The organism is Demequina sp., assembly GCF_016278775.1.
Lineage (GTDB): Bacteria > Actinomycetota > Actinomycetes > Actinomycetales > Demequinaceae > Demequina.
In genome coordinates, this window is sequence record NZ_JADQBF010000059.1 from 1 (window position 1) to 24,568 (window position 24,568).

The 24,568-nt window shown below is 66.8% G+C and carries 23 protein-coding genes; 6 read left to right on the plus strand and 17 right to left on the minus strand.

The annotated features are described in order from the left end of the window. Positions 1 to 57: 57 nt before the first annotated feature. The 13 genes from dapF to QZZ33_RS07445 all read right to left on the minus strand — a co-directional run bounded on the left by dapF (position 58) and on the right by QZZ33_RS07445 (position 14,449). Positions 58 to 930 (minus strand): diaminopimelate epimerase, encoded by an 873-nt coding sequence (gene dapF, locus QZZ33_RS07385; protein WP_291379131.1) that lies wholly within the window; start codon positions 928 to 930, stop codon positions 58 to 60. After that, positions 927 to 1,871 (minus strand): tRNA (adenosine(37)-N6)-dimethylallyltransferase MiaA, encoded by a 945-nt coding sequence (gene miaA / locus QZZ33_RS07390; protein WP_291379132.1) that lies wholly within the window; start codon positions 1,869 to 1,871, stop codon positions 927 to 929. The genes dapF and miaA overlap by 4 nt, the downstream gene beginning before the upstream one ends. Next, positions 1,868 to 3,367: a tRNA (N6-isopentenyl adenosine(37)-C2)-methylthiotransferase MiaB gene (gene miaB / locus QZZ33_RS07395; RefSeq protein WP_291379133.1), complete on the minus strand. Its 1,500-nt coding sequence runs from the start codon at positions 3,365 to 3,367 to the stop codon at positions 1,868 to 1,870. The genes miaA and miaB overlap by 4 nt, the downstream gene beginning before the upstream one ends. Then, on the minus strand, positions 3,364 to 4,827 hold the full coding sequence (locus tag QZZ33_RS07400; protein ID WP_291379134.1) for an Rnase Y domain-containing protein: 1,464 nt from the start codon (positions 4,825 to 4,827) through the stop codon (positions 3,364 to 3,366). The genes miaB and QZZ33_RS07400 overlap by 4 nt, the downstream gene beginning before the upstream one ends. Positions 4,828 to 4,838: 11 nt before the next feature. Beyond that, entirely contained in the window at positions 4,839 to 5,354 is a 516-nt protein-coding gene (locus QZZ33_RS07405) for a regulatory protein RecX (RefSeq protein ID WP_291379135.1), read from the minus strand. An 18-nt stretch (positions 5,355 to 5,372) separates the two neighbouring features. Continuing rightward, positions 5,373 to 6,458, minus strand: coding sequence for a recombinase RecA (gene recA, locus QZZ33_RS07410; RefSeq protein WP_291379136.1), 1,086 nt, complete (start codon positions 6,456 to 6,458; stop codon positions 5,373 to 5,375). 195 nt (positions 6,459 to 6,653) lie between these two features. Next, a complete protein-coding gene (locus tag QZZ33_RS07415; RefSeq protein WP_291379137.1) occupies positions 6,654 to 6,887 on the minus strand; it encodes a DUF3046 domain-containing protein in 234 nt (77 codons plus the stop codon). A gap of 6 nt (positions 6,888 to 6,893) precedes the next feature. Further along, the gene (locus QZZ33_RS07420) at positions 6,894 to 7,220 is read right to left on the minus strand and encodes a helix-turn-helix transcriptional regulator (protein ID WP_291379138.1); all 327 of its coding nucleotides are present in this window, start codon (positions 7,218 to 7,220) and stop codon (positions 6,894 to 6,896) included. An 85-nt stretch (positions 7,221 to 7,305) separates the two neighbouring features. Then, complete coding sequence (locus tag QZZ33_RS07425; RefSeq protein WP_291379139.1) at positions 7,306 to 7,788, minus strand: CinA family protein; 483 nt, start codon at positions 7,786 to 7,788, stop codon at positions 7,306 to 7,308. Beyond that, positions 7,778 to 8,389 carry a CDP-diacylglycerol--glycerol-3-phosphate 3-phosphatidyltransferase gene (gene pgsA / locus QZZ33_RS07430; protein ID WP_291379140.1) on the minus strand — a complete coding sequence of 204 codons (612 nt, stop codon included), beginning with the start codon at positions 8,387 to 8,389 and terminating at the stop codon, positions 7,778 to 7,780. Before pgsA ends, QZZ33_RS07425 begins: the two co-directional genes overlap by 11 nt. A 39-nt stretch (positions 8,390 to 8,428) precedes the next feature. Further along, positions 8,429 to 10,711 carry an EAL domain-containing protein gene (locus QZZ33_RS07435; RefSeq protein ID WP_291379141.1) on the minus strand — a complete coding sequence of 761 codons (2,283 nt, stop codon included), beginning with the start codon at positions 10,709 to 10,711 and terminating at the stop codon, positions 8,429 to 8,431. Continuing rightward, the gene (locus QZZ33_RS07440; RefSeq protein WP_291379142.1) at positions 10,696 to 13,251 is read right to left on the minus strand and encodes a DNA translocase FtsK; all 2,556 of its coding nucleotides are present in this window, start codon (positions 13,249 to 13,251) and stop codon (positions 10,696 to 10,698) included. Before QZZ33_RS07440 ends, QZZ33_RS07435 begins: the two co-directional genes overlap by 16 nt. Before the next feature lie 196 nt (positions 13,252 to 13,447). Continuing rightward, positions 13,448 to 14,449, minus strand: a complete 1,002-nt coding sequence (locus tag QZZ33_RS07445; protein ID WP_291379143.1) for a LacI family DNA-binding transcriptional regulator — start codon at positions 14,447 to 14,449, stop codon at positions 13,448 to 13,450. Positions 14,450 to 14,708: 259 nt separating this feature from the next. Between QZZ33_RS07445 and QZZ33_RS07450 the strand changes: the two genes are divergently transcribed. The 4 genes from QZZ33_RS07450 (at position 14,709) to QZZ33_RS07465 (ending at position 19,831) form a co-directional block, all read left to right on the plus strand. After that, a complete protein-coding gene (locus QZZ33_RS07450; protein ID WP_291379144.1) occupies positions 14,709 to 15,977 on the plus strand; it encodes an extracellular solute-binding protein in 1,269 nt (422 codons plus the stop codon). A 44-nt stretch (positions 15,978 to 16,021) separates the two neighbouring features. Continuing rightward, positions 16,022 to 17,011, plus strand: a complete 990-nt coding sequence (locus QZZ33_RS07455) for a sugar ABC transporter permease (RefSeq protein ID WP_291379145.1) — start codon at positions 16,022 to 16,024, stop codon at positions 17,009 to 17,011. Further along, positions 17,008 to 17,826: a carbohydrate ABC transporter permease gene (locus QZZ33_RS07460; protein ID WP_366475809.1), complete on the plus strand. Its 819-nt coding sequence runs from the start codon at positions 17,008 to 17,010 to the stop codon at positions 17,824 to 17,826. The genes QZZ33_RS07455 and QZZ33_RS07460 overlap by 4 nt, the downstream gene beginning before the upstream one ends. 142 nt (positions 17,827 to 17,968) lie before the next feature. Further along, complete coding sequence (locus QZZ33_RS07465; protein ID WP_291379153.1) at positions 17,969 to 19,831, plus strand: beta-L-arabinofuranosidase domain-containing protein; 1,863 nt, start codon at positions 17,969 to 17,971, stop codon at positions 19,829 to 19,831. Positions 19,832 to 19,864: 33 nt separating this feature from the next. Here the strand turns inward: QZZ33_RS07465 and QZZ33_RS07470 are convergent, their stop codons facing one another. The 4 genes from QZZ33_RS07470 to QZZ33_RS07485 all read right to left on the minus strand — a co-directional run bounded on the left by QZZ33_RS07470 (position 19,865) and on the right by QZZ33_RS07485 (position 23,200). Then, positions 19,865 to 20,218 (minus strand): PASTA domain-containing protein, encoded by a 354-nt coding sequence (locus tag QZZ33_RS07470; RefSeq protein ID WP_291379146.1) that lies wholly within the window; start codon positions 20,216 to 20,218, stop codon positions 19,865 to 19,867. Between the two features lie 21 nt (positions 20,219 to 20,239). Continuing rightward, on the minus strand, positions 20,240 to 21,922 hold the full coding sequence (locus QZZ33_RS07475) for a ribonuclease J (protein ID WP_291379147.1): 1,683 nt from the start codon (positions 21,920 to 21,922) through the stop codon (positions 20,240 to 20,242). Beyond that, positions 21,919 to 22,803 carry a 4-hydroxy-tetrahydrodipicolinate synthase gene (dapA, locus tag QZZ33_RS07480; protein WP_291379148.1) on the minus strand — a complete coding sequence of 295 codons (885 nt, stop codon included), beginning with the start codon at positions 22,801 to 22,803 and terminating at the stop codon, positions 21,919 to 21,921. Before dapA ends, QZZ33_RS07475 begins: the two co-directional genes overlap by 4 nt. Before the next feature lie 67 nt (positions 22,804 to 22,870). Then, positions 22,871 to 23,200, minus strand: a complete 330-nt coding sequence (locus QZZ33_RS07485; protein ID WP_291379149.1) for a cupin domain-containing protein — start codon at positions 23,198 to 23,200, stop codon at positions 22,871 to 22,873. A 119-nt stretch (positions 23,201 to 23,319) separates the two neighbouring features. On the opposite strand from QZZ33_RS07485, the gene QZZ33_RS07490 reads away from it, so the two are divergent. Further along, complete coding sequence (locus QZZ33_RS07490) at positions 23,320 to 24,123, plus strand: thymidylate synthase (RefSeq protein WP_291379150.1); 804 nt, start codon at positions 23,320 to 23,322, stop codon at positions 24,121 to 24,123. Positions 24,124 to 24,126: 3 nt separating this feature from the next. Then, positions 24,127 to 24,568, plus strand: a 442-nt coding sequence (locus QZZ33_RS07495; RefSeq protein WP_291379151.1) for a dihydrofolate reductase, incomplete at its 3' end; no start/stop codon positions are given.

Genomic DNA, 24,568 nt, shown 5'->3' on the forward strand with positions numbered 1-24,568 from the left:
TCCAAGGGATTCAGGGGGCTGCGGGTCACGCGGGCGTAGCGCGGCGGATGTGGCCGACTACGCCGGCACCTCGACCACGCCGTCGGCGACAAGCACCGCGGGGCCCTCCAACACGGTCCTATCGCCCTTGATCCGCACTGTCACCATGCCGCCGGGAACCTCGACATCCCAGACGTTGGGCGCGCCGGGACCAGCCCAGGAACGCACCGCGAGAGCCACCGCGCACGCGCCAGTACCGCAAGACATGGTCTCGCCCGAGCCGCGCTCGTGCACGCGCATGCGCACGCGCCCGTGGGGCTCGTCGCCGATCATCTCGCCGCCGAGCGCGACCGCGAATTCCACGTTGGAGCCGTCCTCTGGATGCGGGCGCACGGTGGGCGCCGCCGTCAGGTCCAGAGCCGCGAGCTCGTCTGCCGTGGCGAGCGCGACCACGTGGTGCGGGTTGCCCACGTCCACACTGAGCGCCGGTCGCGGCGGCGTGAGGCCGCGCGCATCCACCTCTGAGTCGAAGCCATCCGGCGCGTTGCCCAGGGCCCACTGGCCCATGCCCACCGCGTAGCGGTCATCGCCCAGTGCGGTCACAGTGCGCGCGCCCCCGCGGGTGCCGATCGTGAGACCTCCTCGCGCGTCCACTGCGGCCTCGCGCTCCAGGAACATGGCGAACACGCGCGCGCCGTTGCCGCACATCTCCGACACGGAGCCGTCCGCATTCCAATAGTCCATGAACCACGTGGAGGCGTCGTATCCCTTGCCAGCGTTGAGGCGACCGGACCGCACGGCACGGATCACACCGTCGGCGCCGATGCCCGCCCTGCGGTCACACAGGAATCGCACCAGGTCTGGGGTGAGCTCGATCTCGCCGTGCTCGTCAAAGAGCAGCACAAAGTCATTCTGCGTGCCGTGCCCCTTGGTGAACCTCAGCGTGGTCATGACTCAAGCGTACGCAACAGCGCGAGGGCGTCGCGCGCGGCGCGGGGCACGTCCGCCTCGTCCACGGGCGCCGCGATCCACTTCACACGAGGGTCCGGACGGAACCACCTGTCCTGCTTGCGCGCCAGTCGCCGCGTGTTGCGCGCGATCAGCTCTCGGGTCTGCGCCGCGTCGAGCTCCCCGTCCAGGTGAGCGAGCGTCTCGGCGTAGCCCACGGCCCGCCGCGCCGTCACGCCGTCCCGCAGTCCGGCGTCCACCAGGCGCTCGACCTCGTCCACGAGCCCGTCGTCCCACATGCGCTCCACACGAGACTCGATGCGCTCGTCGAGCACCGGGTACGGCAACTCCAGCGCGATCTGAACGGCGGGCGCCTCGTATTCGTGGCGCGGCAGCGAACTGGTGTAGTCGCCCGCCACCTCGATGATCTCCAGCGCCCTGACGATGCGCTTGGCGTTGCGCGGGTGGATCTTGGCGGCGGCCGCTGGATCCAGCGCCGCAAGCTCCCTGTGGAGGATGCCAGGCCCTTCTGCCTCCGCTCGCGCCTCGAGCCTGGCGCGGACCTCGGGGTCGGTGCCAGGGAAGTCGAAGCGGTCAAGCAGCGCCCGCAGGTACAGCCCAGAACCGCCCACTACGAGCGCGCGCAGCCCGCGCGCTTGAATCGCCGCGATGTCAGCCCGCGCGGCCTCCTGAAAGTGCGCGACCGACGCGTCCTCCGTGACGTCGAGCGTGTCAATCTGGTGGTGCACCACACCCCGCCGGTCGGCCAATGGCAACTTGGCCGTCCCGATGTCCATGCCCCGGTAGAACTGCATCGAGTCGGCGTTGACGATCTCGGCCCCCGGCACGCCAGGAGTCGCGCCGAGGAGGTGCGCCAATTCGAGGCTCACGGCCGACTTGCCCGTGGCGGTCGCGCCGACGATCGCGACGATGGGCGTGCTCACGCGGAGGGAACCCTCACCTGGGGCAGGCCAAGGCCAACGGGGCCGCCGGGCGCGGGAGTCCCGCAAGAGTCGTGCGCGTGATCGGGGTCCGACGCGGCGTCCCAAGCATCGCCAGCGCGTGTGCGGCGCACCGAGTACGTGGAAGCGGCATCGGGGCCGTCGGCAATGAGGTGGTACGGCGCGCCGTGCGAGACGCGCACCGTGACCATGTCGCCTGGTCGCGGAACGTCCGCTCCCTCCGGCACGCCAAAGTGGACCAGGCGGTTGCCAGGCTCACGGCCGCTGAGCCGCGCCCCGTCGCCCTTGCCCTTGCGGCCCCCTCCATCGAGCACCATCAACTCAAGTTCGCGCCCCACCATCGCCTCGGCATCGCGCAACGAGAGCTCGTCCTGGAGCGCGAGCAGCCGCTCGAAGCGCTCTTGCACCACGGTTTTGGCCACCGGCTCGCGTTCGAATGCGGGCGTGCCAGGGCGCGGGCTGTACTGGAACGTGTACGCGCTCGTGAACCGCGAGGCCTCGACCACGCGCATCGTCTCCAGGAAGTCATCCTCCGTCTCGCCGGGGAAGCCCACGATGATGTCGGTGGTGATGGAGGCGTCGGGCATCGCCTCGCGCACGCGCTCGAGAATCCCCAAGAACTTCTCCGAGCGGTACGAGCGCCGCATGGCGCGCAGCACCGCGTCTGAGCCGGACTGCAGCGGCATGTGCAGGCTTGGCATGACGTTGGGGGTCTCAGCCATCGCCTCGATCACGTCGTCGGTGAACGCGGCAGGGTGGGGCGATGTAAAGCGCACGCGCTCCAGGCCCTCAATCTGGCCGCACGCGCGCAGCAGCTTGGCGAACGCTCCCCTGTCCCCGAACTCGACTCCATACGAGTTGACGTTCTGCCCCAGCAGCGTCACCTCGACCACGCCTTGAGCGACCAGCGCCTCAACTTCGGCCAGCACGTCACCGGGCCGGCGGTCGCGCTCCTTGCCGCGCAAGGACGGGACAATGCAGAAGGTGCACGTGTTGTTGCAGCCCACCGAGATGGACACCCACGCAGAGGCGTGCGAGTCGCGCCTACTCGGCAGCGTGGAGGGGAAGACCTTGAGGGACTCCTCGATCTCCACTTGGGCCTCTTGGTTGTGGCGGGCGCGCTCGAGCATGGCGGGCAGCACGTCGATGTTGTGAGTGCCAAACACCACGTCAACCCACGGCGCCTTGGTGACGATGTCGCCGCGGTCCTTCTGCGCCAGACACCCACCAACGGCGATCTGCATCCCGCCTGGTCGCGCGGCCTTGACAGACGCGAGCTGCCCGAGGTTTCCGTACAACTTGTTGGCCGCGTTCTCGCGCACGGCGCACGTGTTGATGACCACCACGTCGGCGTCTTCCGAGCCCGCCGGGGCCGCCGCGTAGCCGGCATTCTCGAGCAGCCCGGCCATGTGCTCCGAGTCGTGCACGTTCATCTGGCAGCCGAGCGTCTTGACGACGTAGGTCCGCATTGCTGTCATGCCTGTCCGGCAACGAAATCCGCGCGAGTCTCGCGGATCACCGTCACCTTGATCTCCCCAGCGAAGCTGAAGTCCTTCTCGATGTGCTCAGCAATGGTACGTGCAAGCGCCTTGGCCCCGTCATCATCGACGATGCTCGGCTCGACTGCCACGCGCAACTCGCGACCCGCGGCCATGGCATACACATGCGCGACTCCCTCGTGGCCCTCCACCAGTTTCTCGAGCGACTCCATGCGCTCCACGTAGGAGTCGACGTCGTCCCTGCGCGCTCCAGGGCGGGAGGCGGAGACTGCGTCGGCCACCTGCACGATCACGGCCTCGATGGTCTGCTGTGGAACCTCGTCGTGGTGCGCCTCTATCGCGTTGACGACGTCGGCGTGCTCCCCCGCTTCACGCGCCACTCGCGCCCCCAGTTGCGCGTGCGTGCCGTCGTGGTTTCCCGTCATGGCCTTGCCGATGTCGTGGAGGAAGGCGGCGCGACGTGCGAGTTCCTCGTTGGCTCCCACCATCCTGGCGATCTCTGCGGCCAGGTGGGCGCACTCGACCAGATGTGCCAGGACGTTCTGGTTGTACGAGGTGCGTAGCCGGAGGGCTCCGAGGAGTTCCAGGATGCCTTGAGGCACGCCGACAACGCCGGCCTGCTCGACCGCCTCGAGGGCGGCATTCATGGAGCGTCGCGGCGCGTCTGCCAGGGCCTTGGCATAAGCGGCCTCGACGCGTTGAGGTTGGATCCGGCCGTCGTCAATCAACGCCGTGAGGGTAGCCTCCGCCACCTCGCGGCGTTCGACGTCGAAGGAGGACAGGTGGACCGCATTGACGCCCTCGTCAACGATCACGTTGACGCCAGTGAGCGCCTCGAACGCGCGAATATTGCGCCCCTCGCGCCCGATGATGCGGCCCTTCATCTCCTCGGAGGGCAGTTCGATGCGGGTCACGGCGCCCTGCGCGCTCGTGGGCGCCGCTTGCTTTTGCATGGCAGAGACGAGGATCTGCTGCGCCTCGCGGTCCGCGTCCTTGCGCGCCCTCTTGACACGCCGATGAGCCTCTTGGGCGATCTCCGACTCCGCCGAGGCCCTCACCCGAGCGATCAGTTCTTCCCGAGCCTCGGTCACGCTCAGCCCCGCAATGGACGCGAGCTTCTCGTCAAAGTCTGCGGCGAGTTGCGCTCGCTCCTTGATGAGCCGCTTCTCGTCCCTGGCCACCACGCTGACGCGCTCTTCGAGTCCCCGCGCGTACGCCTGGGCGTTGCGTTGGTCTTCGGCGGCCTGACGCTCGGTGAGCGCCACGCGCTCTTCGCGCCGCTGGGCCTCCGCCAGGTGTCCACGCGCCTCTTCACGGATCGATTCGGCCTCGATCCGTGCGGACTCGCGCTCGTCGTGCGCCTCCTTGCGGGCGCGATTCACCACAAGAAGAGAAGCGAGCAACAACACGAGCGTCGCAATGGTCACGGCTGTATCCACGACGCTCCCTCCTAGAAGTTGTCAGCCTCACTATCGGCACGTTGCAAGTCTCGCACGAGCGCGAACGCGAGAGATGTCGGATAGCCCTTGCGCCCGAGGTAGGAGACGGTGCGACGCACGCGGGCTTCCGGGGCCACGGCGGCATCGCGCGCCCAGCGTTTGGCGGCGAGCTCACGGGCGGTGTCTTCTTGGATATCGGAGGTGAGCGGCTCGAGCGCGGACCTGATGTGGTCCTCGTCGAATCCCTTGCGACGCAGCTCCTGTGCGATCGCTCGCGGCGCGAGCCCGCGTTCTGCGTGCCTGGTGCGCGCGATGGTAGCCGCGAGGCTAGCGTCGTCGAGCAGACCCACCTCGAGATATCGCCCGATGACCTCGTCGGCCACTTCCGGCTCGATCTCTTTGGCGATCAGCCTGGCGCGCAAGTCAGCGGAACTCCGTGGCGACCGCGTGAGGATGGAGAGCGCCAGTTCGCGCGCGCGCTCGGCAGGAGCCGTCGTGGGGGCTTCCCGCCGAGCGCGTGACGTCATGATGCGAGGGTGTGCCTCCTAGAGGGAGGACTCCTCTTTGGCCAAGGCCGCTTCGAGTGCCTTCGCGTCCGCCTCGATGTCAATCGCGGCGACGTCGGCTGGGACGGGCGCGCCCACTCCCAACTTGTCCTTGATCTTCTTCTCGATCTCGTCGCGCAAAGCCGGGTTGTCCTTGAGGAACTGGCGGGAGTTTTCTTTGCCTTGCCCCAACTGGTCGCCCTCGTAGGTGTACCAAGCGCCGGACTTCTTGACGAAGCCGTGCTCAACACCCATGTCGATGATGCCGCCCTCCTTCGAGATACCAAGCCCGTACATGATGTCGAATTCGGCCTGCTTGAAGGGCGGGGCCAACTTGTTCTTGACCACCTTCACGCGGGTGCGGTTGCCGACGGGCTCTGTGCCCTCCTTGAGCGTCTCAATGCGACGCACATCCAGGCGGACCGAGGCGTAGAACTTGAGCGCCTTGCCGCCCGTGGTGGTCTCGGGAGAGCCGAAGAAGACGCCGATCTTCTCTCGCAACTGGTTGATGAAGATGGCGGTGGTGCCCGTGTGCGAAATAGCGCCGGTGATCTTGCGCAAGGCCTGCGACATGAGTCGCGCCTGCAGACCGACGTGGCTGTCACCCATCTCACCCTCGATCTCGGCCTTGGGCACCAAGGCGGCCACCGAGTCGATCACCAGGATGTCCACGCCGCCTGAGCGGATCAGGATGTCGGCGATCTCGAGCGCCTGCTCGCCCGTGTCCGGCTGTGACACGATGAGGTTGTCGATGTCCACGCCCAACTTCTTGGCGTACTCGGGGTCGAGCGCGTGCTCCGCGTCAATGAAGGCCGCGACACCGCCGGCCGCCTGTGCGCTCGCGACGGCGTGCAAGGCCACCGTGGTCTTGCCGGAGGATTCGGGGCCGTAGATCTCTACCACGCGCCCGCGTGGGAGCCCGCCGATGCCGAGCGCGATGTCGAGAGCGATCGACCCCGTGGGGATCGTCGCAATCGCCACACGCTCCGAGTCGCCCAGGCGCATCGCCGAGCCCTTGCCGAATTGCCTGTCGATCTGCCCCAGTGCGGCCTCGAGTGCCTTGGAGCGGTCCGCTGCCTGTGCCATATGACTGTCCTTCATCGCTCGTGCCGACTGTTGCCAGCTGCGGGACACCTTCACGGTGCCGTGTCGTTCACCACGACGCTACGTCGCAGGTCTGACATGGAGCCGGTCCGACATCCCCCACTGGGGAAACGCGACGCTTGTGCGCCCTGGGTACGAGTGTAATCGAACGCGTGTTCGATTGACAGCGACACGCCGTTATCGGCGTGGCGGGATGATCATGCGCGGATCCGGGCCGGCACGGACCGCAGGATCCACGTCCATCTGATCACACAGCGCGTGCCACACGTCGCGGGGAGCGATTCCCTTGTCGAGCGCCTGTTGCGCGGTCAGGGAGTCGAGCGAGGTGAGCGCCATCTCCCGGCACAGCGTGGGGGCGTAGGTCTCCCCGAATGCCACCGCGACGGCATCGCGGAATTCGGACAGCCGCAACCGTTCCTACTGCTCGATCGAGTGAAGGAGCTCTGGAACGGTGTCGGGAATCGGCGGCATCAGCGGCATGCGGGACAGCGTGCGGGCATCCATGAGGCCCTCCGCCATCTCGAAACGCTCAGACACGTCGCGCAGAATCGCCGACATGGGGACGTCGAGGGCGTCGCAAATCGAGGCGAGCAACTCGCTCGATGCTTCCTTCTGGCCTCGCTCTACCTCGCTCAGGTACCCGAGCGAGACGCGGGCCTCTGACGAGATGTCCCTGAGCGTCTTACCTTGGCCAAGACGCGCACCGCGGAGCACGTCGCCGAGTTCATTGCGCAGGATAGGCATTCGTGCTCCCTTCATAGTGCTTGCATCGTGCATGTCTACTCCAACGCAGACTACCGCAGGGGTGTTCCCCGGATCGAGCCCGAGTTCACGCTTGTGGCAACCTCGACAGCATTTTCTCCAGGTGCGCGAGCGCCAGCCCTACCGCCGCCTGACGAACTTCGTCCCTGTCGCCGTCGAGATGGACCGTGATCACCCGCTCCCCTTGTGGGCCCACGACGGCCACTATCACGGTGCCGGGGGGCTTGCCGCCGTGCGTTTCCGGCCCCGCGACTCCGGTGGTCGACACTGCGACGTCGGCGCCCATCTGTCGACGCGCCCCGCGAGCCATCGACGTGGCCACCGCGTGACACACGGGCCCGTCCGTCTCGAGCAGTCTCTTGCTGACGCCTAGTTGAGTGTGCTTGGCCTCAGAGTCGTACGCGACGATGCCGCCCTTGACAACCGCCGACGCCCCGGGGACATCCACCAGCGCTGAACACACCAGCCCGCCTGTCACAGACTCCGCAGTCGCGATGCTCACCCCTGCAGCACGTGCGAGGGCGACCGCTCGGGCCGCTTCAGCCCACATGTCCGCTCGGGTCGACGCTGTCGGCCACCGCTGGCCCTGCCGCGGGAGCCGCCACGCCGTGACGTCTCGCCACGCCGAAGATCCGCCACCCGTAGTCGAGGCCCGTCACCACAGCGGCCAGGACAGACGCGAGCAACAGCCACCAGCCCACTATGTCCACCCAGGACGCCTGGGTGGGCAACAGGAGGAAGAAGATCGCCGCCACCTGAAGTGCCGTCTTCGCCTTGCCGCCAAAGGACGCGGGGATCACGACGTCGCGCGCCACGGCCAGTCGGCCGAGGGTGACGCCGAGTTCGCGAATGCCGATGATGATGACCGGCCACCAGGGCGTCTCGTTGTTGATGGCCAGGAAGCACAGCGCGGCGAGCACGAGCGCCTTGTCCGCCAGGGGATCAGCCAGCTTTCCGAAGGCGGAGACCACGTGCCAGCGGCGCGCAAGGTAGCCGTCCAGCGCGTCGGTCGCGGCCGCGAACACGAAGATGCCCCAACCGAGCCAGCGCCAGCCCTCTTGGGCGTCGCCTGACTGCACCAGGCATGCGAGCATCACCGGTACCGCGATGAGTCGCAGCACGGTGAGCAGATTTGGGACCTCTCGCACCACCTCTCAACCCTAGCGGTGGCTGCGCGTCAGTCGGTGCTGCTAGGTGCGTGGCGTGCGCAGAGGAGGCAAGTCGAACGGGTTGTCGTGCTCTTGCGGCCGCGGCTCGATCAGGCTTGCCGTGAACTCCATCCCGAGCCCCAAAACTGCCGCCGCCGGCTGCGCCACCCCAAAGAGCCACCCCTGGCCGTATCGCCAGCCGGAACGTGCCAGGAACTCGGCCTGAGACTCGGTCTCGATCCCCTCGGCGATGGTCGCAAGGCCCAACTCCCTCGCCAGCGCGCCCAAGGCGCGCGAAACGCGTGCGCCCGCCGGGTCTTCCGGAATTCCCGCCACAAAGGACATGTCCAACTTGACCCCTGACACGGGCAGGTCGCGCAAGTAGCTGAGGGGCGACACCCCCGTGCCGAAGTCGTCCAAGAGAATCGGCACCCCCGCGTTGCGCAACTCCGTGAGTTCGTGGCGAATCCTCGTATTGGGTGCCACGAGCGACGCCTCCGTGAGTTCCACAACAAAGCGTTGCGGGCTCAGGTGATGGGCCCCAATGGCGGCCAGCACGGAGGTCGCGAACTCGCTGTCCCCCAACTGGTCGGCGGAAACGTTGAGCGACACCCATGTGGACGTCGACGGGCACTGGGTGAGGAACACGGCCGCCTGCTCCACCAATTCGATCCCCAGGTGGGTGGCGAGCTTGCGATCCTCAAGCAGGCCAAGGAACGCTCCCGGAAGCAGCAGTCCCCGCGTGGGGTGCTGCCACCGTACGAGCGCCTCGTAGCCCACGACGGTGCGCGTCGCGAGTTCCATCACCGGCTGGTAGTGGAGCACCAGGTCGCCCCGCTCGATCGCCTCGGTCAATTCGGAGGCGAGTGCGCTCTGGTTCTCGCTCGTGGCTCGCATGGAGGGCTCGTACACCTCGGTGCGGGATTTGCCCAGCGCCTTGGCGCGATACATCGCGGCGTCTGCGGCACTCAGCAGCCCTGGCGCCCCGCCCTCGATCGTCTCCTCATCCGCGATCGCGACGCCCAAGGAGGCGTGAAGCGTGAGTTGGTGGCGCTTGACCTGTAGTGGACGCTTGAGGCCCGCGTGGATGGAAGCGGCGATCTCATAGAGCGCCTTCGACGCGTCGGTGTCCTGCACCACGATCACAAACTCGTCGCCGCCGATGCGCGCTACCGTGCCGCGACCGGCCGTCGCGGAGCGCAACACTCCCGCGACGTGCACCAGCGCGTTGTCGCCCGTGGCGTGGCCAAAGCGGTCGTTGAGGCCCTTGAAGCCGTCAAGATCCACCGCAATGACGCCGACGCGCTGGGTGGCGTCCGGCTGTTCGAGCACGCGCTGGAGTACATCCTGCATGAGCGTGCGGTTCGCCAGACCAGTGAGCGGATCGTGCATGGCCCTGTGCGCCATGAGTTCCGAGTTGAGCCTGTCATCGGTCGAGTCGCGTACTTGCACCACGTAGTGGTCTGGCGCGCCCCCCGCGTAGCGCACGAGCGCGACGTCCACGACGGCCCACACCACGTTGCCGTCGGAGCGCACGTAGCGCTTCTCGAGAGAGAACCGGCTTTGGAGACCGTCGTACAGCCGCTGCAGTTGCTCGCGTTCCGCCTGGAGATCGTGGGGGTGTGACAGGGCGCTGAACGGGGTCCCCTTCAGCGCAGAAACCGTGGAACCCATCAATTCCGCAAACGCGCGGTTGACCTCCATGAGACGCCACTCGAGATCCACCAGGGCCATTCCCACAGGGGCGTTCTCCATGGCGCGACGGAATTGGGTCTCCTCGCGACTCAGCGCCTCTGCTGCCTCGATGAGCCCGGTGGTGTCCATGATGGTGGTGATGGTCGCTGGCTCGCCGTCCACGGCATCGGCGACGGTGCGGCAACTCACTTGCACCCAGCGCAAGTCGTCCTCGCCGCGTCGTCCGGGAACGCCGATCACCCGGGGACGGGCGTCGTCGCGGCCGGGCGCGAAGGCCTCGTGCGCCAACACTGGGCGCATGTGCTCGTCGACTCCCTTGAAGGGAAGTCGTCCGAGCGGCTTACCGAGAGCGGCCTCTCGGTCCACGCCGATCATCTGGGCGGCCATGTCGGTGAGCACCACGATCTCGCCGGTCTGGGCGGTGATGAGCACGCCGTCGCGCGCAGAGGACAGGATCGCGTCGAACTGGTGGCGCACGCTCCTCTCGCGGGTGAGGGCCTCGTCCCGCGCGCGGCGAGCCTTGCCGGATCTGACGAACGACAGGAACGCGATCACAAACCCCACGAGGACGAGCGCCGCCGCGCCAGCAGCCACATTTGGCTGCTGGAGAAACTCTAGGAGTCCTCCCACGCTGTGTCCTCGGGTTCATCGGCAGTGACGTCCCTCACCGTATCCGAGGTTGTGCCCCGCAGAATAGCCAGCGTCGATGCCAGTTCGTCGGGAGTGACGAAGACCTCACGCGCCTTGGAGCCTTGAGACGGGCCGACGATTTCGCGGCTTTCGAGCAAATCCATGAGCCGTCCGGCCTTGGCGAAGCCGACGCGCAGCTTGCGTTGCAGCATCGACGTGGAGCCCAACTGGGTGGTGATCACGAGTTCTGCGGCGGCGAGCAGGTCGTCCAAGTCGCCGCCGATGTCTTCCGCCACCTTGGCCTGGTTGCCTGCGACCACCACGTCGTCCCTGAATTGGGGTTGCGCTTGCGTCTTGACGTGCTCCACCGCGGCGTGGATTTCGGACTCCGTGACCCAGGCGCCCTGTACGCGCATCGGCTTGGACTCGCCCATGGGGAGGAACAGGGCGTCGCCTTGGCCGATGAGCTTCTCCGCGCCAGGCATATCGAGCACGACGCGGGAGTCGGCGAGCGACGACGTCGCGAACGCCAGCCGCGACGGCACGTTGGCCTTGATGGTGCCGGTGACGATGTCGACGGAAGGGCGCTGCGTGGCGAGCACCAGGTGAATGCCTGCGGCGCGAGCAAGTTGAGTGATGCGCTGCACCGAATCGTCCACGTCGCGGGGCGCGACCATCATGAGGTCGGCCAACTCGTCGACGATGACCAGCAGGTACGGGTAGGTGGTGATGCGCCGCTCAGAGCCTGGCAGCGGCTTGACCTTGCCAGCGCGCACTGCCTTGTTGAAGTCGTCGATGTGCTTGTACCCGAACAGGGCCAGGTCGTCGTACCTGGTATCCATCTCCTTGACCACCCACTCGAGAGCCTGGGCTGCCTTCTTGGGGTCGGTGATGATGGGCGTGATGAGGTGCGGAATGCCCTCGTAAACGCTCAGTTCCACCCGCTTGGGGTCAACCAGCACCATGCGCACCTCTTGGGGGGTGGCGCGCATCAGGATGGACGTGATCATCGAGTTCACAAAGGACGACTTACCAGCACCCGTGGCGCCAGCGACCAGGAGGTGAGGCATCTTGGCCAGGTTCGCCATGACGTAGCCGCCCTCGACATCCTTGCCGATGCCGATCGCCATGGGGTGGTCGTTCTTGAAAGCCACAGGGGAGCGCAACACGTCGCCCAAGGAGACGGTCTCGCGGTCGGTGTTGGGGATCTCGATGCCGATCGCCATCTTGCCGGGGATGGGCGACAGGATGCGAATGTCGGGGCTGGCCACCGCGTAGGCGATGTTCTTGGACAGCTGGGTGATCTTCTCAACCTTGACGCCCTGGCCCAACTCCACCTCGTAGCGCGTCACCGTGGGGCCGCGCATGAAGCCCGTGACCGTCGCGTCCACCCCAAACTGGTTAAGCACGCTCGTGAGCGACTCGACCACGCGGTCGTTCGCGCTCGAACGGGTCTTGTGGGGCGCGCCCTTCGCCAGCACATCGAGGGCCGGCAGCACATAGGGGCTGGAGTTCTCCAACTCGCCCTGCTCCCCCGTGGGTACCACGGTGGTGGGCGGCGCCGTGCGCTCGATCCTGGTGGTGACCCGGGAATCGGCATCGGCCGCGTCCATGGCGTCCCGTTCCGCGTCCCCAGACGGGGCGTACGGGGAGACGACGCCGTGGGCCGGCGTGCCGTGGCGAGGCGAGCCGTGCATCGGCGTGGGCACGGTCTGGTCTTCTTGAGTGGGGGTGTTCTCCGTCAACACGGCGCCGGGATTCACGAGGTTGTCGAAGTCGCTGCGCTCGCGGGTGGTGGCGGAGGAGAACGCCTCGTCGGCCTCGTAGCCCCCGTCGAGGCGCCGACGCCGGGCATCGGCCGCCCTTTGCCGCAGGCTGCCGCGCTTCTTGGGTTCAAGGGTGCCGTGCTCGGGAAGGTCGAGTTCTTCGTCGTCGTCCTGAGCGCTGCCGCGACCGTATACCAGGCCGCGCACCATGCCGACCGCGCCAGAAACGACCTCGCGAAGCGGCTTGCCGATCACGAACAGCGTGAAGGTGATCGCCAGCAGGACCAGCACGGTCACGGCCAGGGGCGCGGTCAGCAACTGCGCAAGGGGCGTGCCGATGAGGAAGCCGAGAATGCCGCCCGCCTCCTGCACTGGCGCCAGCCCATCGGAAGGCAAGGGGGCGTCGTTCGCGATGTGGATGATGCCGCCCACCGCGAGCGACAGCAGTACGGCGCCGAACACGATCCGATAGTTGGCGTCTCCCTCTTGCGGGGCGCGGAACAGCCGGACGGCCATGGCGACCAGGAGCACGGGAAGCGCGAGTGCCATGAGGCCGAACGTGCCGGCCGCGACGCGGTGCAGCACGTGGCCAAACCAGTTGTCGAGCTGGAACCACTCGCTTGCAGACACCAGGATGGCCACGATGATGAGGAACAGCGCGAGCCCGTCGCGGCGCACGTCTTGCGGAACGTCGCGAGCGCCCTGGCCCATGCGGCGCACTCCCCCGCCCACCATGCGGGCCGAGCCAGAGCCGATGCCCTTGAGCGCGCGCACAGGCCACGCCTGGCGCTGTTGCCTGCGTGAGCGCGGCGTGGAACGCGAGTTTGACCGCGCGGGGGCGCGGCCCCTCGATGTGGGTTGCGACCGGGTGCGCGTGGGGCGAGATTGAGCCATAGTGCACCCAGGCTACGTCGGCGCGCTCACATTGAGGTGGAGCCACGGCGGGCGGTGGGTACACCAGGCACCAGTACTACTTGACGCTCGCCGTCGACTCTCGTGGCACCACGCGGACCGGCAAACGGTTCACGCCTGGGTGGGATGCTCCGCCAATCGCTGTCGACAGCGCACGCGCTGCGGCCCGACCGAGTTCCTGAAGCTGCATGTCGATCGAACTGAGCGGGGGGCGGGCTGACTGCGCCAGGATGTCCCAGTTGTCCATGCCAATCACCGCAACGTCTTCTGGCACCCGGAGCCCCACCTCTCGCAAGTGGTCCAGCACCCCTCGCGCGATCTGGTCGCTCGCGGCCACGATGCCGTCGAGGGGCCGCCCTGACGCAAGCAGGGTCGCGGTGCACTGGCGGCCCCAGCTCTCTGTCCATTGCCCGTAAAGCCCGTCGGAGCCCTCAAGCGTCAGGCCGCGCTCGGCCATGGCGTCTCTGGCACCTGCGGCCCTGTCGGTCGCTGCCGAGTACGAAGGCTCTCCGTTGATCAGGGCGATGGCACCGCGCCCGCGGTCAAGGAGGTGCTCGACGGCGAGGCGCCCCGCCAGGTAATTGTCGGGGGTGAACGACGTGTCCTCTGCAGAGTCGGACGGTGCGTAGGCGTACACGACAGGGACGGGGATCCCCGCGGTGATGGAAGGCCTCGGGTTGGTGGTGCGACCAAGCACGACGATTCCGTCGACGCGACGCGCCAGCAGGGTGCTGAGGTGGTGCTGCTCGCGGACGGCGTCGCCGCGGGCGTCGCACAGCAACACGGACGTGGCGCCCGCCCCGAACGCATCCTCCGCTCCGAGTAGCACCGGGAGCACGAAGCGGTTGTCGAGGTCGCTCGACAACATGCCGATGGTTCCGGTGCGCCTTTCGTTGAGCGCTTTGGCGAAGGGATTGGGTGTGAAATTGAGCGTTTGGGCGGCTGCGAAGACTCGCTCGCGCGTGGATGCCTTGACCTGGTCGCGGCCATTGAGCGCCTTGGACGCCGTTGCGATCGACACGCCTGCCAGCTTTGCCACGTCGGAAAGCGTCACGGCCACGCGAATCACCTCGTTTCGTTTTCGTGAAAGGCCCAACGGCCCCGTCACGCTCATATTGAAGCACGGATTGCCTCGAAAAGAAGTGTTTGACGAAAATCCCGAAACCGCTTAGCGTCGCTGTGCAACCTCATTTCACGGCGAGCGCAACGCTTCCGAGAGGAACGTGGCACCGCACAGAGAGGTGCGTCGAGAGATGAGGTGGCACCCCGAGCGCGGGTGCTAGACACAGCGATGCGCACGACGTTCAAGGAGGAACACAGTGACCACCAATCACCACCTGGCGACCCGCATCGGGATCGCCTTCACGGGCCTGACTCTCGTGGGAGTCCTCGCGGGCTGCTCCAGCGACCCGGCGGAGACTTCTTCGCCCGCCACGGGCGACGAAACCACGGCGGCAGAGACCGGCGGCACCTACACGTTGTGGGATCCCTATCCCAACCGCGACGACGAGAGCACCTGGGCCATGGCGATCAACGCCTGCGCCGACGAGCTGGGCATCACCATCGACCGCAACAGCGGAAACACTGGGGACACGGTGAAGGACCTCACGACCGCTGCGTCGAACCTTCCGGACATCGCGATGGTCGACAACCCCAAGGTGTCGACGCTCGCCGATGCCGGACTGCTCACCACGGCCGCCGAGAACGGCCTGGATGTGTCCAACATTCAGGCGAACATTCTCAGTGCTGGCGAGATCGACGGCGACGTCTACGGCGTGCCCGTCGGCGCCAACACGCTGGGCCTGTATTACAACCCCGAGGTTCTTGCCGACGCCGGCGTCGACATCGCCTCGGTGACGGACTACGACTCGCTCACGGCGGCGCTCGAGACCGTCGTGGCCGCCGGCCACAAGGGCATCACGTTCTCGGCAGTCGGGACAGAAGAGGGAACCTTCCAGTTCCTCCCGTGGTTCTGGGGTGCGAACGCCGACCTGACTCAGCTCGACGCTCCGGAGTCCGTGGCCGCGCTGCAGCTGTGGACGGACTGGGTCGCCGACGGCCTTGCGCCGCAGTCGGTGCTCACCAACACTCAGGGCACCAGCTGGGACGAGTTCCTCACGGGCGAGTATGCCTTCGCGGAGAACGGCTCCTGGTTCCAGGGCCAGGCCGACGAGGCTGGCTACGACGTCATCCAGATCCCCGGCATCAACGGCGGCTCCGCCCCTGCCCCGACCGGCGGCGAGTTCATGTCGATCCCTGTGCAGGATGACACTGCCCGCTACGCCACCTCCGCGAAGATCGTGGAGTGCCTTGCCGACGGTTCGGCTGGCGCCACGTCGCTCGGCTACGTCGCTCCCAACGCGGAAGGCGCTGCAGCGCAGGCCGCAGAGAACACCGCGGGCGCAACCGAATTCTGGGTCAAGGCCGTTGCGGACGCCAAGCCGCGCACCGCAGACAACCTGGGAACCGACTACCCGATCATCTCCGAGCAGCTGTACACCGCTATCCAGGTGGCACTGAGCGGCGGTGCTTCGCCCGAGGACGCGCTCAAGGATGCGCAGGCGGAGGCAGACTCGAGGATTAACTAACCTCGGTCCATTCCTTCAACCTTTCATCCCTCAAGGAGCACGTCATGAAGACGAGCATGACTCGCACGCAGCGCGCTGCCGTGGGTCAGGGTGTCAAGGAGGGGGCGGCTCAGGCCGCCCCCTCCGGCACGCGCCAATCCGCCCGCCGAGCGACCATCCGCAAGCAGGCCACGGCGTGGGCATTCCTCACCCCCATCGTGATCTACCTCGTTCTGTTCTACGCATACCCGCTGTACACGAACCTTGACCTCAGCTTTCGCGACTACACGCTGCGTTCGTTCATCAGCGGTGAGGCAGAGTGGGCAGGCTTTGAGAACTACCGGCAGGTGCTCACCGACAACACGTTCGGTACGGCGCTATGGAACACGTTCGTCTTCACCGGAGCGTCGCTGCTGTTCCAGTACGCGATTGGCCTTGCACTCGCGGTCTTCTTCTACCGCAAGTTCCCGCTGTCGTCCACGCTGCGCGCGCTGTTCCTCGTACCGTGGCTGCTGCCGTTGCTCGTGTCGGCGTCCACCTGGGCTTGGATGCTCAACAGCGAGTCCGGCATCGTCAACGCCGCCCTGTCGTGGATCGGTCTCGACCCCATCTACTGGTTGACGTCACCCGACTGGTCGCTCACGGCTGTGCTGATCACCAACATTTGGATCGGCATCCCCTTCAACCTTGTCCTGCTCTACGCGGGACTGCAGGCCATCCCGACCGAACTGTACGAGGCGTCGTCCATTGACGGCGCGGGTCGCTGGCGCACCTTCTGGTCCATCACCTTCCCGCTACTACGGCCCGTGAGCGCGATCACGGTGCTGCTGGGCCTGGTCTACACCCTCAAGGTCTTCGACATCATCTGGGTCATGACACGAGGCGGACCAGGCGACTCGTCAGCGACTCTTGCGATTTGGTCATACCGGCTCGGCTTTGGCGGCGGCTCGCCCCAATTGAGCCCTGCGGCGGCCGTCGCCAACATCCTCATCCTCATCGCTTTCGCCTTCGGACTGTTCTACGTCCGCGCACAACGAAAGGCGCTGAACCAGTGAAACGCTCCCGCAAGCTTTCGACCACCGTCATCGGAGTCGTGCTCACCGCGATCATGCTCTTCCCGCTGTACTGGATGGTCAACGTCTCGCTGACTCCACGGGAGCAGCTGCGCGCAGATCCTCCGTCGCTGTTTCCGTTGCACCCCACGTTCTCCGGGTACACACAGGTACTCGAGCAGCAGATTCCGTACCTGGGGACCAGCCTCGTGGTCGGACTTGGCACGGTGCTCCTCACTCTGGTGATCGCCGCACCGGCTGGCTACGCGCTCGCGCAGTTGCGGCCAGCGGGCGGCGCGACACTGAACTTCCTGCTCCTCATCGCACAGATGATCCCCGGGATCATCATGGCGATGGGCTTCTACATCCTGTTCAACAAGTGGGGTGTGCTCGACACCATCCCCGGGCTCATCGTGGCGGATTCGACGCTTGCCGTGCCGTTTGGCGTGCTCATCTTCACCGCGTTCATGATCGGGATCCCCCGCGAGCTCATTCAGGCCGCGTGGATTGATGGCGCGGGAGCATGGCGCACGTTCCGTTCCATCGTGTTGCCCATGAGCCGCAACTCCATCGTCTCGGTGTCGCTGTTCACGTTCCTATGGTCGTGGTCGGACTTCCTGTTCGCCTCGACGCTCAACCGGGGCGGGGAGCACCAGCCCATCACCATCGGCATCTTCCGCTACATCGGCAACAACACGCAGGACTGGAACGCGATCATGGCCACCGCCGTCGTCGCTTCCGTCCCCGCCGCCGTGCTCCTTGTGATCGCGCAACGCTACGTCGCCGCAGGCGTCACCGCGGGCGCGCTCAAAGACTGACTCCCCTCAACTCCCGCCTTTCAAGCAGAAAGAGACAGCAGTGACACTCTCCGACCAACCCGCGGTCGCGCCTTCCCGCCGAACCCATCCATCGCCCAGCGCGCCGGTGGTCCCCTCGGCCGGCGTGCTCCGCCCCCTGGGGATGGACGAGATCACGGTCACGGGCGGCTTCTGGCGTGAGTATCAATCGCTCAATGCGGAATCGATCATCGGTCATTGCCTGGAATGGATGGAGCGCGTCGGGTGGATTCGCAACTTCGACCTTGCAGCGGCTGGAACGCTCGGTAGCGACCACGCGGGCATCGAGTTTGTCGACTCCGAGGTCTACAAACTCCTCGAAGCGATGGCGTGGGAGTTGGGCAGAAGCGCGGACGAGGCCCTGGCGGCCACCTACTCCTCGCTCGTGGCACGCGTCGCCGCGGCGCAAGAGAGCGACGGCTACCTGCACACGTCATTCGGCCACCCCGGCCAGCGGGAGCGCTTCAGCGACCTGGAATGGGGGCACGAGCTGTACTGCTTTGGCCACCTCCTTCAGGCCGCGGTCGCGCGGCTCCGCACCGGCCACGACGACGACCTGCCAGCCGTCGCTCGCCGTGTAGCCGACATGCTGTACCGCGAGTTCGGGCCTGGCGGTCGCACGGCCGTGTGCGGGCACCCTGAGATCGAGCCAGCCCTCGCCGAGTTCGCACGCGCGACGGGAGACAAGCGGTACTTCGAGCTCGCGCGGCTCTTTGTCGAGCGCCGCGGCACCGGCACCCTCGCGCCCATCGAATACGGGCCCGAGTACTTCCAAGACGACGTCCCCGTGCGCGACGCCGAGGTGCTGCGCGGTCACGCCGTGCGCGCCCTCTACCTCGCAGCGGGTGCGCTAGACGTCGCCGTCGACACCGACGACGTCGCACTCAAGAACGCGGTCGCCCGCCAGTGGGAGAACACCGTCGCCCGGCGTACGTACATCACGGGCGGCATCGGCTCTCATCACAGGGATGAGTCGTTCGGCGCGGACTTCGAACTTCCCCCTGACCGTGCCTACTCGGAAACGTGTGCAGGCATCGCGTCCATCATGCTCTCGTGGCGGCTGCTGCTCGCGACCGGCGAGGCTCGGTACGCGGACCACATCGAACGCACCTTGCTCAACAACGTCCTCGCCTCGCCCAGAGCCGACGGACGCGCCTTCTTCTACACGAACACCCTGCATCAGCGCACGGCGGGGGTGCCTCCCCACCCCACAGACGTGAGCAAGCGGGCGGACTCGAGCATGCGTGCGCCGTGGTTTGAGGTGTCGTGTTGCCCGACCAACGTGGCACGTACTCTCGCCAACATCCCCCTGTACTTCGCCACAGCGGACGACGCCGGGGTTCAGTTGCACCACTACGGGGACTATCGCGTCGACACCAGGGTGGGCGGAGAGCGCGTCGCACTAACCGTCGCCACCGACTACCCGTTCGACGGCGAGATCGCGGTGACAATCCATGCCGCCCCGCTCGCTGGCCTGAGATTGAGCTTGAGGATTCCTGCGTGGGCTCGCGAAGGAGCGACGTGGCGCTGCGCAGACCCGACGGTCACCTTCGAACTCCTCGAGGGCCATGTCGCGGTGAGCGGTGCATGCGCGGCTGGCACCGTGATCCGGCTCGACTTGCCGGTTCAGCCTCGACTCACCTTCCCTGACCCACGCATCGACGCGATCCGCGGCGAGGTGGCGGTCGAAAGGGGCCCGCTCGTGCTCGCGCTCGAGTCAGTCGACCTTCCGCAGGGTGTCACGCTCGACCAGGTCCGCCTCGATACGTCGGCGCCCCTCGAAGGAACCGCAGCAGGTGCGACCGCTCACCTGAGCGTCGTCGCGCACGGCGCTGGAGGCGAGTGGCCGTACGGAGGCGCCCATACGGTCGCGTCGGAAGCCCTGGGCCCCGTGTCGCTGATCCCCTACTACCGGTGGGCCAATCGCGGGCCGTCGACCATGCGGGTGTTCACCCCCATCGCGGACAGCAACAGCGAGACCGCCTAGAACCAGCCGAGTCGGCGCAGCGACGCTCAGGCTCTAGCCACTCGTGATCGTCAACTCCTCTTCCTGGTACTCGTACGTGAGCGTGACGTCCTGCCAGCCATACAGGGGATCCCCGGCGTTCGGCCACTGGTTCGTCACGATCCCGTACACGTCGTCGGCCTCGAAGGGGATTCCGGCCGCGTTGAGTGCCTCGGCCGCCTTGTGAACGTTCATGCCCTCGACGTCCGGAACAGTCACCGTACGACTCGCGTTCAGCAACCACGCGCCCGCCATTAACAGGACAGCAACTCCCGCAAGCCGGATCAAGAGGTCGCGCAGGTCTCGCGTGCGCGACCAAGCGCGCCGGAGTCGCTCCACATCCTCTTGGAGCCGCGCCAACCACGACATATGCGCTCCCCCTTCAGTGGCTTAGGCGTCGATCACGATCGGGATGATCATCGGCCGGCGGCGCAACTTGGTCCCCACAAATCGACCGACGACGCGCCGCATCACCTGCTGAAGCTGGTGGTTGTCGACCGAGCCTGACTTCGCGGCCTCTTCGAGCGCCTTCTTCAGTTCCGGCATGATCGCGTCGAACACGCCGTCGCCCTCCGCGATGCCGCGGGCGTGGATGTCGGGGCCGGACAGCACGCGCCCGTTGGACGCATCCATCACCACAAACACGGACACGAAGCCCTCGTCCGCGAGGATGCGGCGGTCCTTGAGTTCGGACTCCGTCACCTCGCCCACCGAGGATCCGTCCACGTACATGTTGTGATACTCGATGGCCCCCACCACGTTGGCCTTGCCGTTCTTCATGTCGATGACCACGCCGTTCTCGGCAAACATCACGCGCTCGGGTGGTACGCCCGTCTTGATGGCCAGGTTGCCGTTGGCTTGCAAGTGGCGCACCTCGCCGTGGATCGGCATCACGTTCTTGGGGCGGATGATGTTGTAGCAGTACAGCAACTCGCCGGCCGACGCGTGACCGGAGACGTGCACACGCGCGGCACCCTGGTGGATCACGGTCGCGCCACGGCGCATGAGGCCGTTGATGACGCGGAACACCGCGTTCTCGTTGCCAGGAATGAGCGACGACGCGAGGATCACCAGGTCGCCCTTGCCCACCTCGACCTTGTGGTCGCCATTCGCCATGCGGCTGAGGGCCGCCATCGGCTCACCTTGAGAGCCGGTCGACATGAAGACGACCTTCTCCGGCGGCATCTGGTCGGCCTTCTTGGGGTCGACGAGTATCCCGTCCGGCACCGTCAGGTAGCCCATTTCTGCCGCGATCGTCATGTTGCGCACCATCGAACGCCCGACGAACGCGACGCGTCGGCCGTGGCGGTGTGCCGTGTCGATGACCTGCTGGACGCGGTGCACGTGGCTCGCGAAGGACGCCACCACGACGCGGCCGGTCGCGTTTCCAAAGAGGCGGTCGAGCGTCGGCGCGATCTCCACCTCAGACGTGGTGAAGCCGGGGTTCTCGGCGTTGGTGGAGTCCACCTGGAACAGGTCGACTCCCTCTTCGCCAAAGCGGGCGAACGAGCGGAGGTCGGTGATACGGCCGTCGAGCGGCAGCTGGTCCATCTTGAAGTCGCCCGTGTTGAGGAGGGTGCCAGCAGACGTGCGCACAAACACCGCGAGACCGTCTGGAATCGAGTGGTTGACGGCCACGAACTCGAGGTCGAACGCGTTGAGCTTCTCGCGCTGGCCCTCCTTGACGGCGAGCGTCACGGGCTTGATGCGGTGCTCCGCGAGCTTGGCCTCAAGGAACGCGAGCGTCAGTTGCGAACCCAGGATGGGGATGTCTTGGCGCATGCGCAGCAGGAACGGCACGGCGCCGATGTGGTCCTCGTGCCCGTGCGTGAGCACCACGCCCTCGATGTCGTCGAGGCGGTCCTCGAGGTAACTGAGGTCGGGTAGCACCAGATCGACGCCCGGCTGGTTCTCTTCTGGGAAGAGCACGCCGCAGTCGATGATGAGCAAGCGGCCGTTGAGCTCGACCACGTGCATGTTGCGACCCACCTCGCCCAGTCCCCCGAGCGCGACCATGCGCAAGGTGTCGGGAGCGAGTGGCGGTGGGGTGGGCAGTTCGGGGTGAAAGTTCATGGAGTCATTCCTGCGGCCTCCAGGGCCGCTGTCAGTGCAACGTATTCGGCGTCGCTGTCGGGCAGGAGCGGCAGGCGCATTGCCCTGCTCGGAATCACTCCGGCCCAGTGCATGGCGGACTTGGCGTGTGTGGCGGCAGGCCCATTGAAGATAGCGGCGTGCACGGGCGCGAGCGCCTCGTGGATCCGCTCGGCCCCTGCAGTGTCGCCCGCCTCGAACGCCGCGATCATGGCGGCGACTTCACGGGAGGCGATGTGAGAGGAAACGGAGACGACGCCGACGGCGCCCACGCGCAAGAAGTCGAGCGTCAAGGGGTCATCGCCCGAATACCAGGCCAACCCGGTGCGCTCGATGCGCTCGGCCGCCTGCGGCACGTCGCCGGTGGCGTCCTTGACGGCCACGATGCGCGAGTGCCCGGCCAATTCATCCAGGGCCCAGTCGGACAGCGGAATCCCGGTACGGCCGGGAATGTCGTAGACCATGACGGGCAGTCCCGTCGCGCCAAGGATGGCCCGGAAGTGAGCGACCACCCCTGCTTGCGTCGGCTTCGAGTAGTACGGCGTCAAGGCGAGGATGCCGTCCGCGCCGTTCTCTTCACCCTGCTCGGCCATGCGCACGGCGTGGGCGGTGTCGTTGGAGCCTGCGCCGGTGAGCAGCGGGACGTCGGGGCCGACCGCCTCGCGCACGGCGCATAGCAGGTCGACCTTCTCTGGGGCGTGCGTGGTGGGCGCCTCGCCTGTGGTGCCGGAGAGCACGAGGCCATCGCAACCGCGCGACACGAGGTACTTTGCCAACCGTTGCGAGGACGCAAGGTCAATGGCGCCGCCGTCGTGCATCGGCGTCACCATGGCTGTCAGCACGGTGCCAAAGGGCTTCGTCATACGGCTAAACCTACCGTGTCGGCGTGTCGCTGCGGTGTGTCTGTGGGCCGAAAAGCCTGGTTGCGCGCTACGGCTTGGCGACCGACAGGATCAGCACGGCGTCGGTGACGGCCGTGAGTCCGTGACGCAGCGGTGGAATCTCGATGAGGTGACCCGCTTGAAGGCTCACCGACTCGTCGCCAGCGTGAAACTCGATCTGCCCCTCAAGCACCATGAGCGTCGCCTCTCCTGGGCTCTCGTGATCCTGAAGGGAGGCCCCCGCCGCGAGCGCGATGAGGTTCTTGCGCAACATTGTGGTGTGGTCCCCGAGCAGTTTGGCCGAACTGCGGCCGTTGGACGCTTCGCGCGCGGCGGCCAGGTGCTCGGTGGCCAGTACGTTGAGGTCGAGGGGTTTCATGGGGCTCCTTGTCGCGGGGCTGCGCAGCGTGCTTCGTCGCGGGGACCGCGAGGTGTGCTCCTGCCACGCTACCGCGCGCTGCCCCGCCGCACGCCAGTGCCCGTCGTAGGCTGAGACACGTGAACGCCATCCCCACGCCTTACGAAGACCTGCTGCGCGACGTGCTCGCCACCGGCACCCCCAAGGGCGACAGGACGGGCACCGGCACGCTGAGCACGTTCGGTCGCCAGATCCGCTACGACCTGCAGGCAGGCTTCCCGCTCCTCACCACCAAGCGAGTGCACGTCCGCTCGATTGTGGGCGAACTGCTGTGGTTCCTGCGCGGAGGCACCAACGTGCGCTGGCTACAGGAGCGAGGCGTCACCATTTGGGATGAATGGGCCGACGCCGACGGCGAATTGGGCCCCGTGTACGGCTACCAGTGGCGCTCGTGGCCGGCACCGGACGGCCGCCACATCGACCAGATCGCGAACGTCATCGAGTCCATCAAGAACAACCCCGACTCGCGCCGCCACATTGTGAGCGCCTGGAACCCAGCGCTGATCGACGAGATGGCACTGCCCCCGTGCCACGCGCTGTTTCAGTTCTACGTGGCAGACGGCAAGCTCAGTTGCCAGCTGTACCAACGCAGCGCTGACCTCTTCCTGGGAGTGCCCTTCAACATCGCGTCCTACGCGTTGCTGACGCACATGATCGCGGCGCAGACCGGCCTCGATGTTGGCGACTTCGTGTGGACTGGCGGCGACTGCCACATCTACTCCAACCACATGGAGCAGGTGCAGCTCCAGCTCAGCCGCGAGCCGTACCCCTACCCCACGCTGCGTCTGGCCGCGCGGCCAAGCCTCATGGACTACGAGATTGACGACGTCGAGATCGTGGACTACCGACACCACCCGGGCATCAAGGCGCCCATTGCGGTCTAGTCGATGAAGATCAAGGCCATCTGGGCCCAGGCGCGCGACCAGGCCGGCCGCCCCGTCATCGGGCTGGACGGCGGCATGCCGTGGCATCTTCCAGAGGACCTCGCCCACTTCAAGGCGCACACGAGCGGCCACGCCGTGATGATGGGACGACGCACGTGGGAGTCGCTGCCGCCCAGTTTCCGTCCGCTGCCCGGCAGGGCCAACATCGTCGTGACGCGCTCCGGCGCCACCTTTGAGGGAGCCGCGACCGCCTCATCGCTCGCCGACGCTCTCGCGGTGGCCGAGCGGCTGTCGCCAGGCACGGACGCGTGGATCATCGGCGGGGCCGGGCTGTTCACGGACGCCGCGGCCATCGCCGACGAGGTGGTGGTGACCGAGATCGACCTGGTCACCGAGGGAGACACCTTCGCGCCCGCCCTGGCCGACGACGATTGGGAGGTCGCGT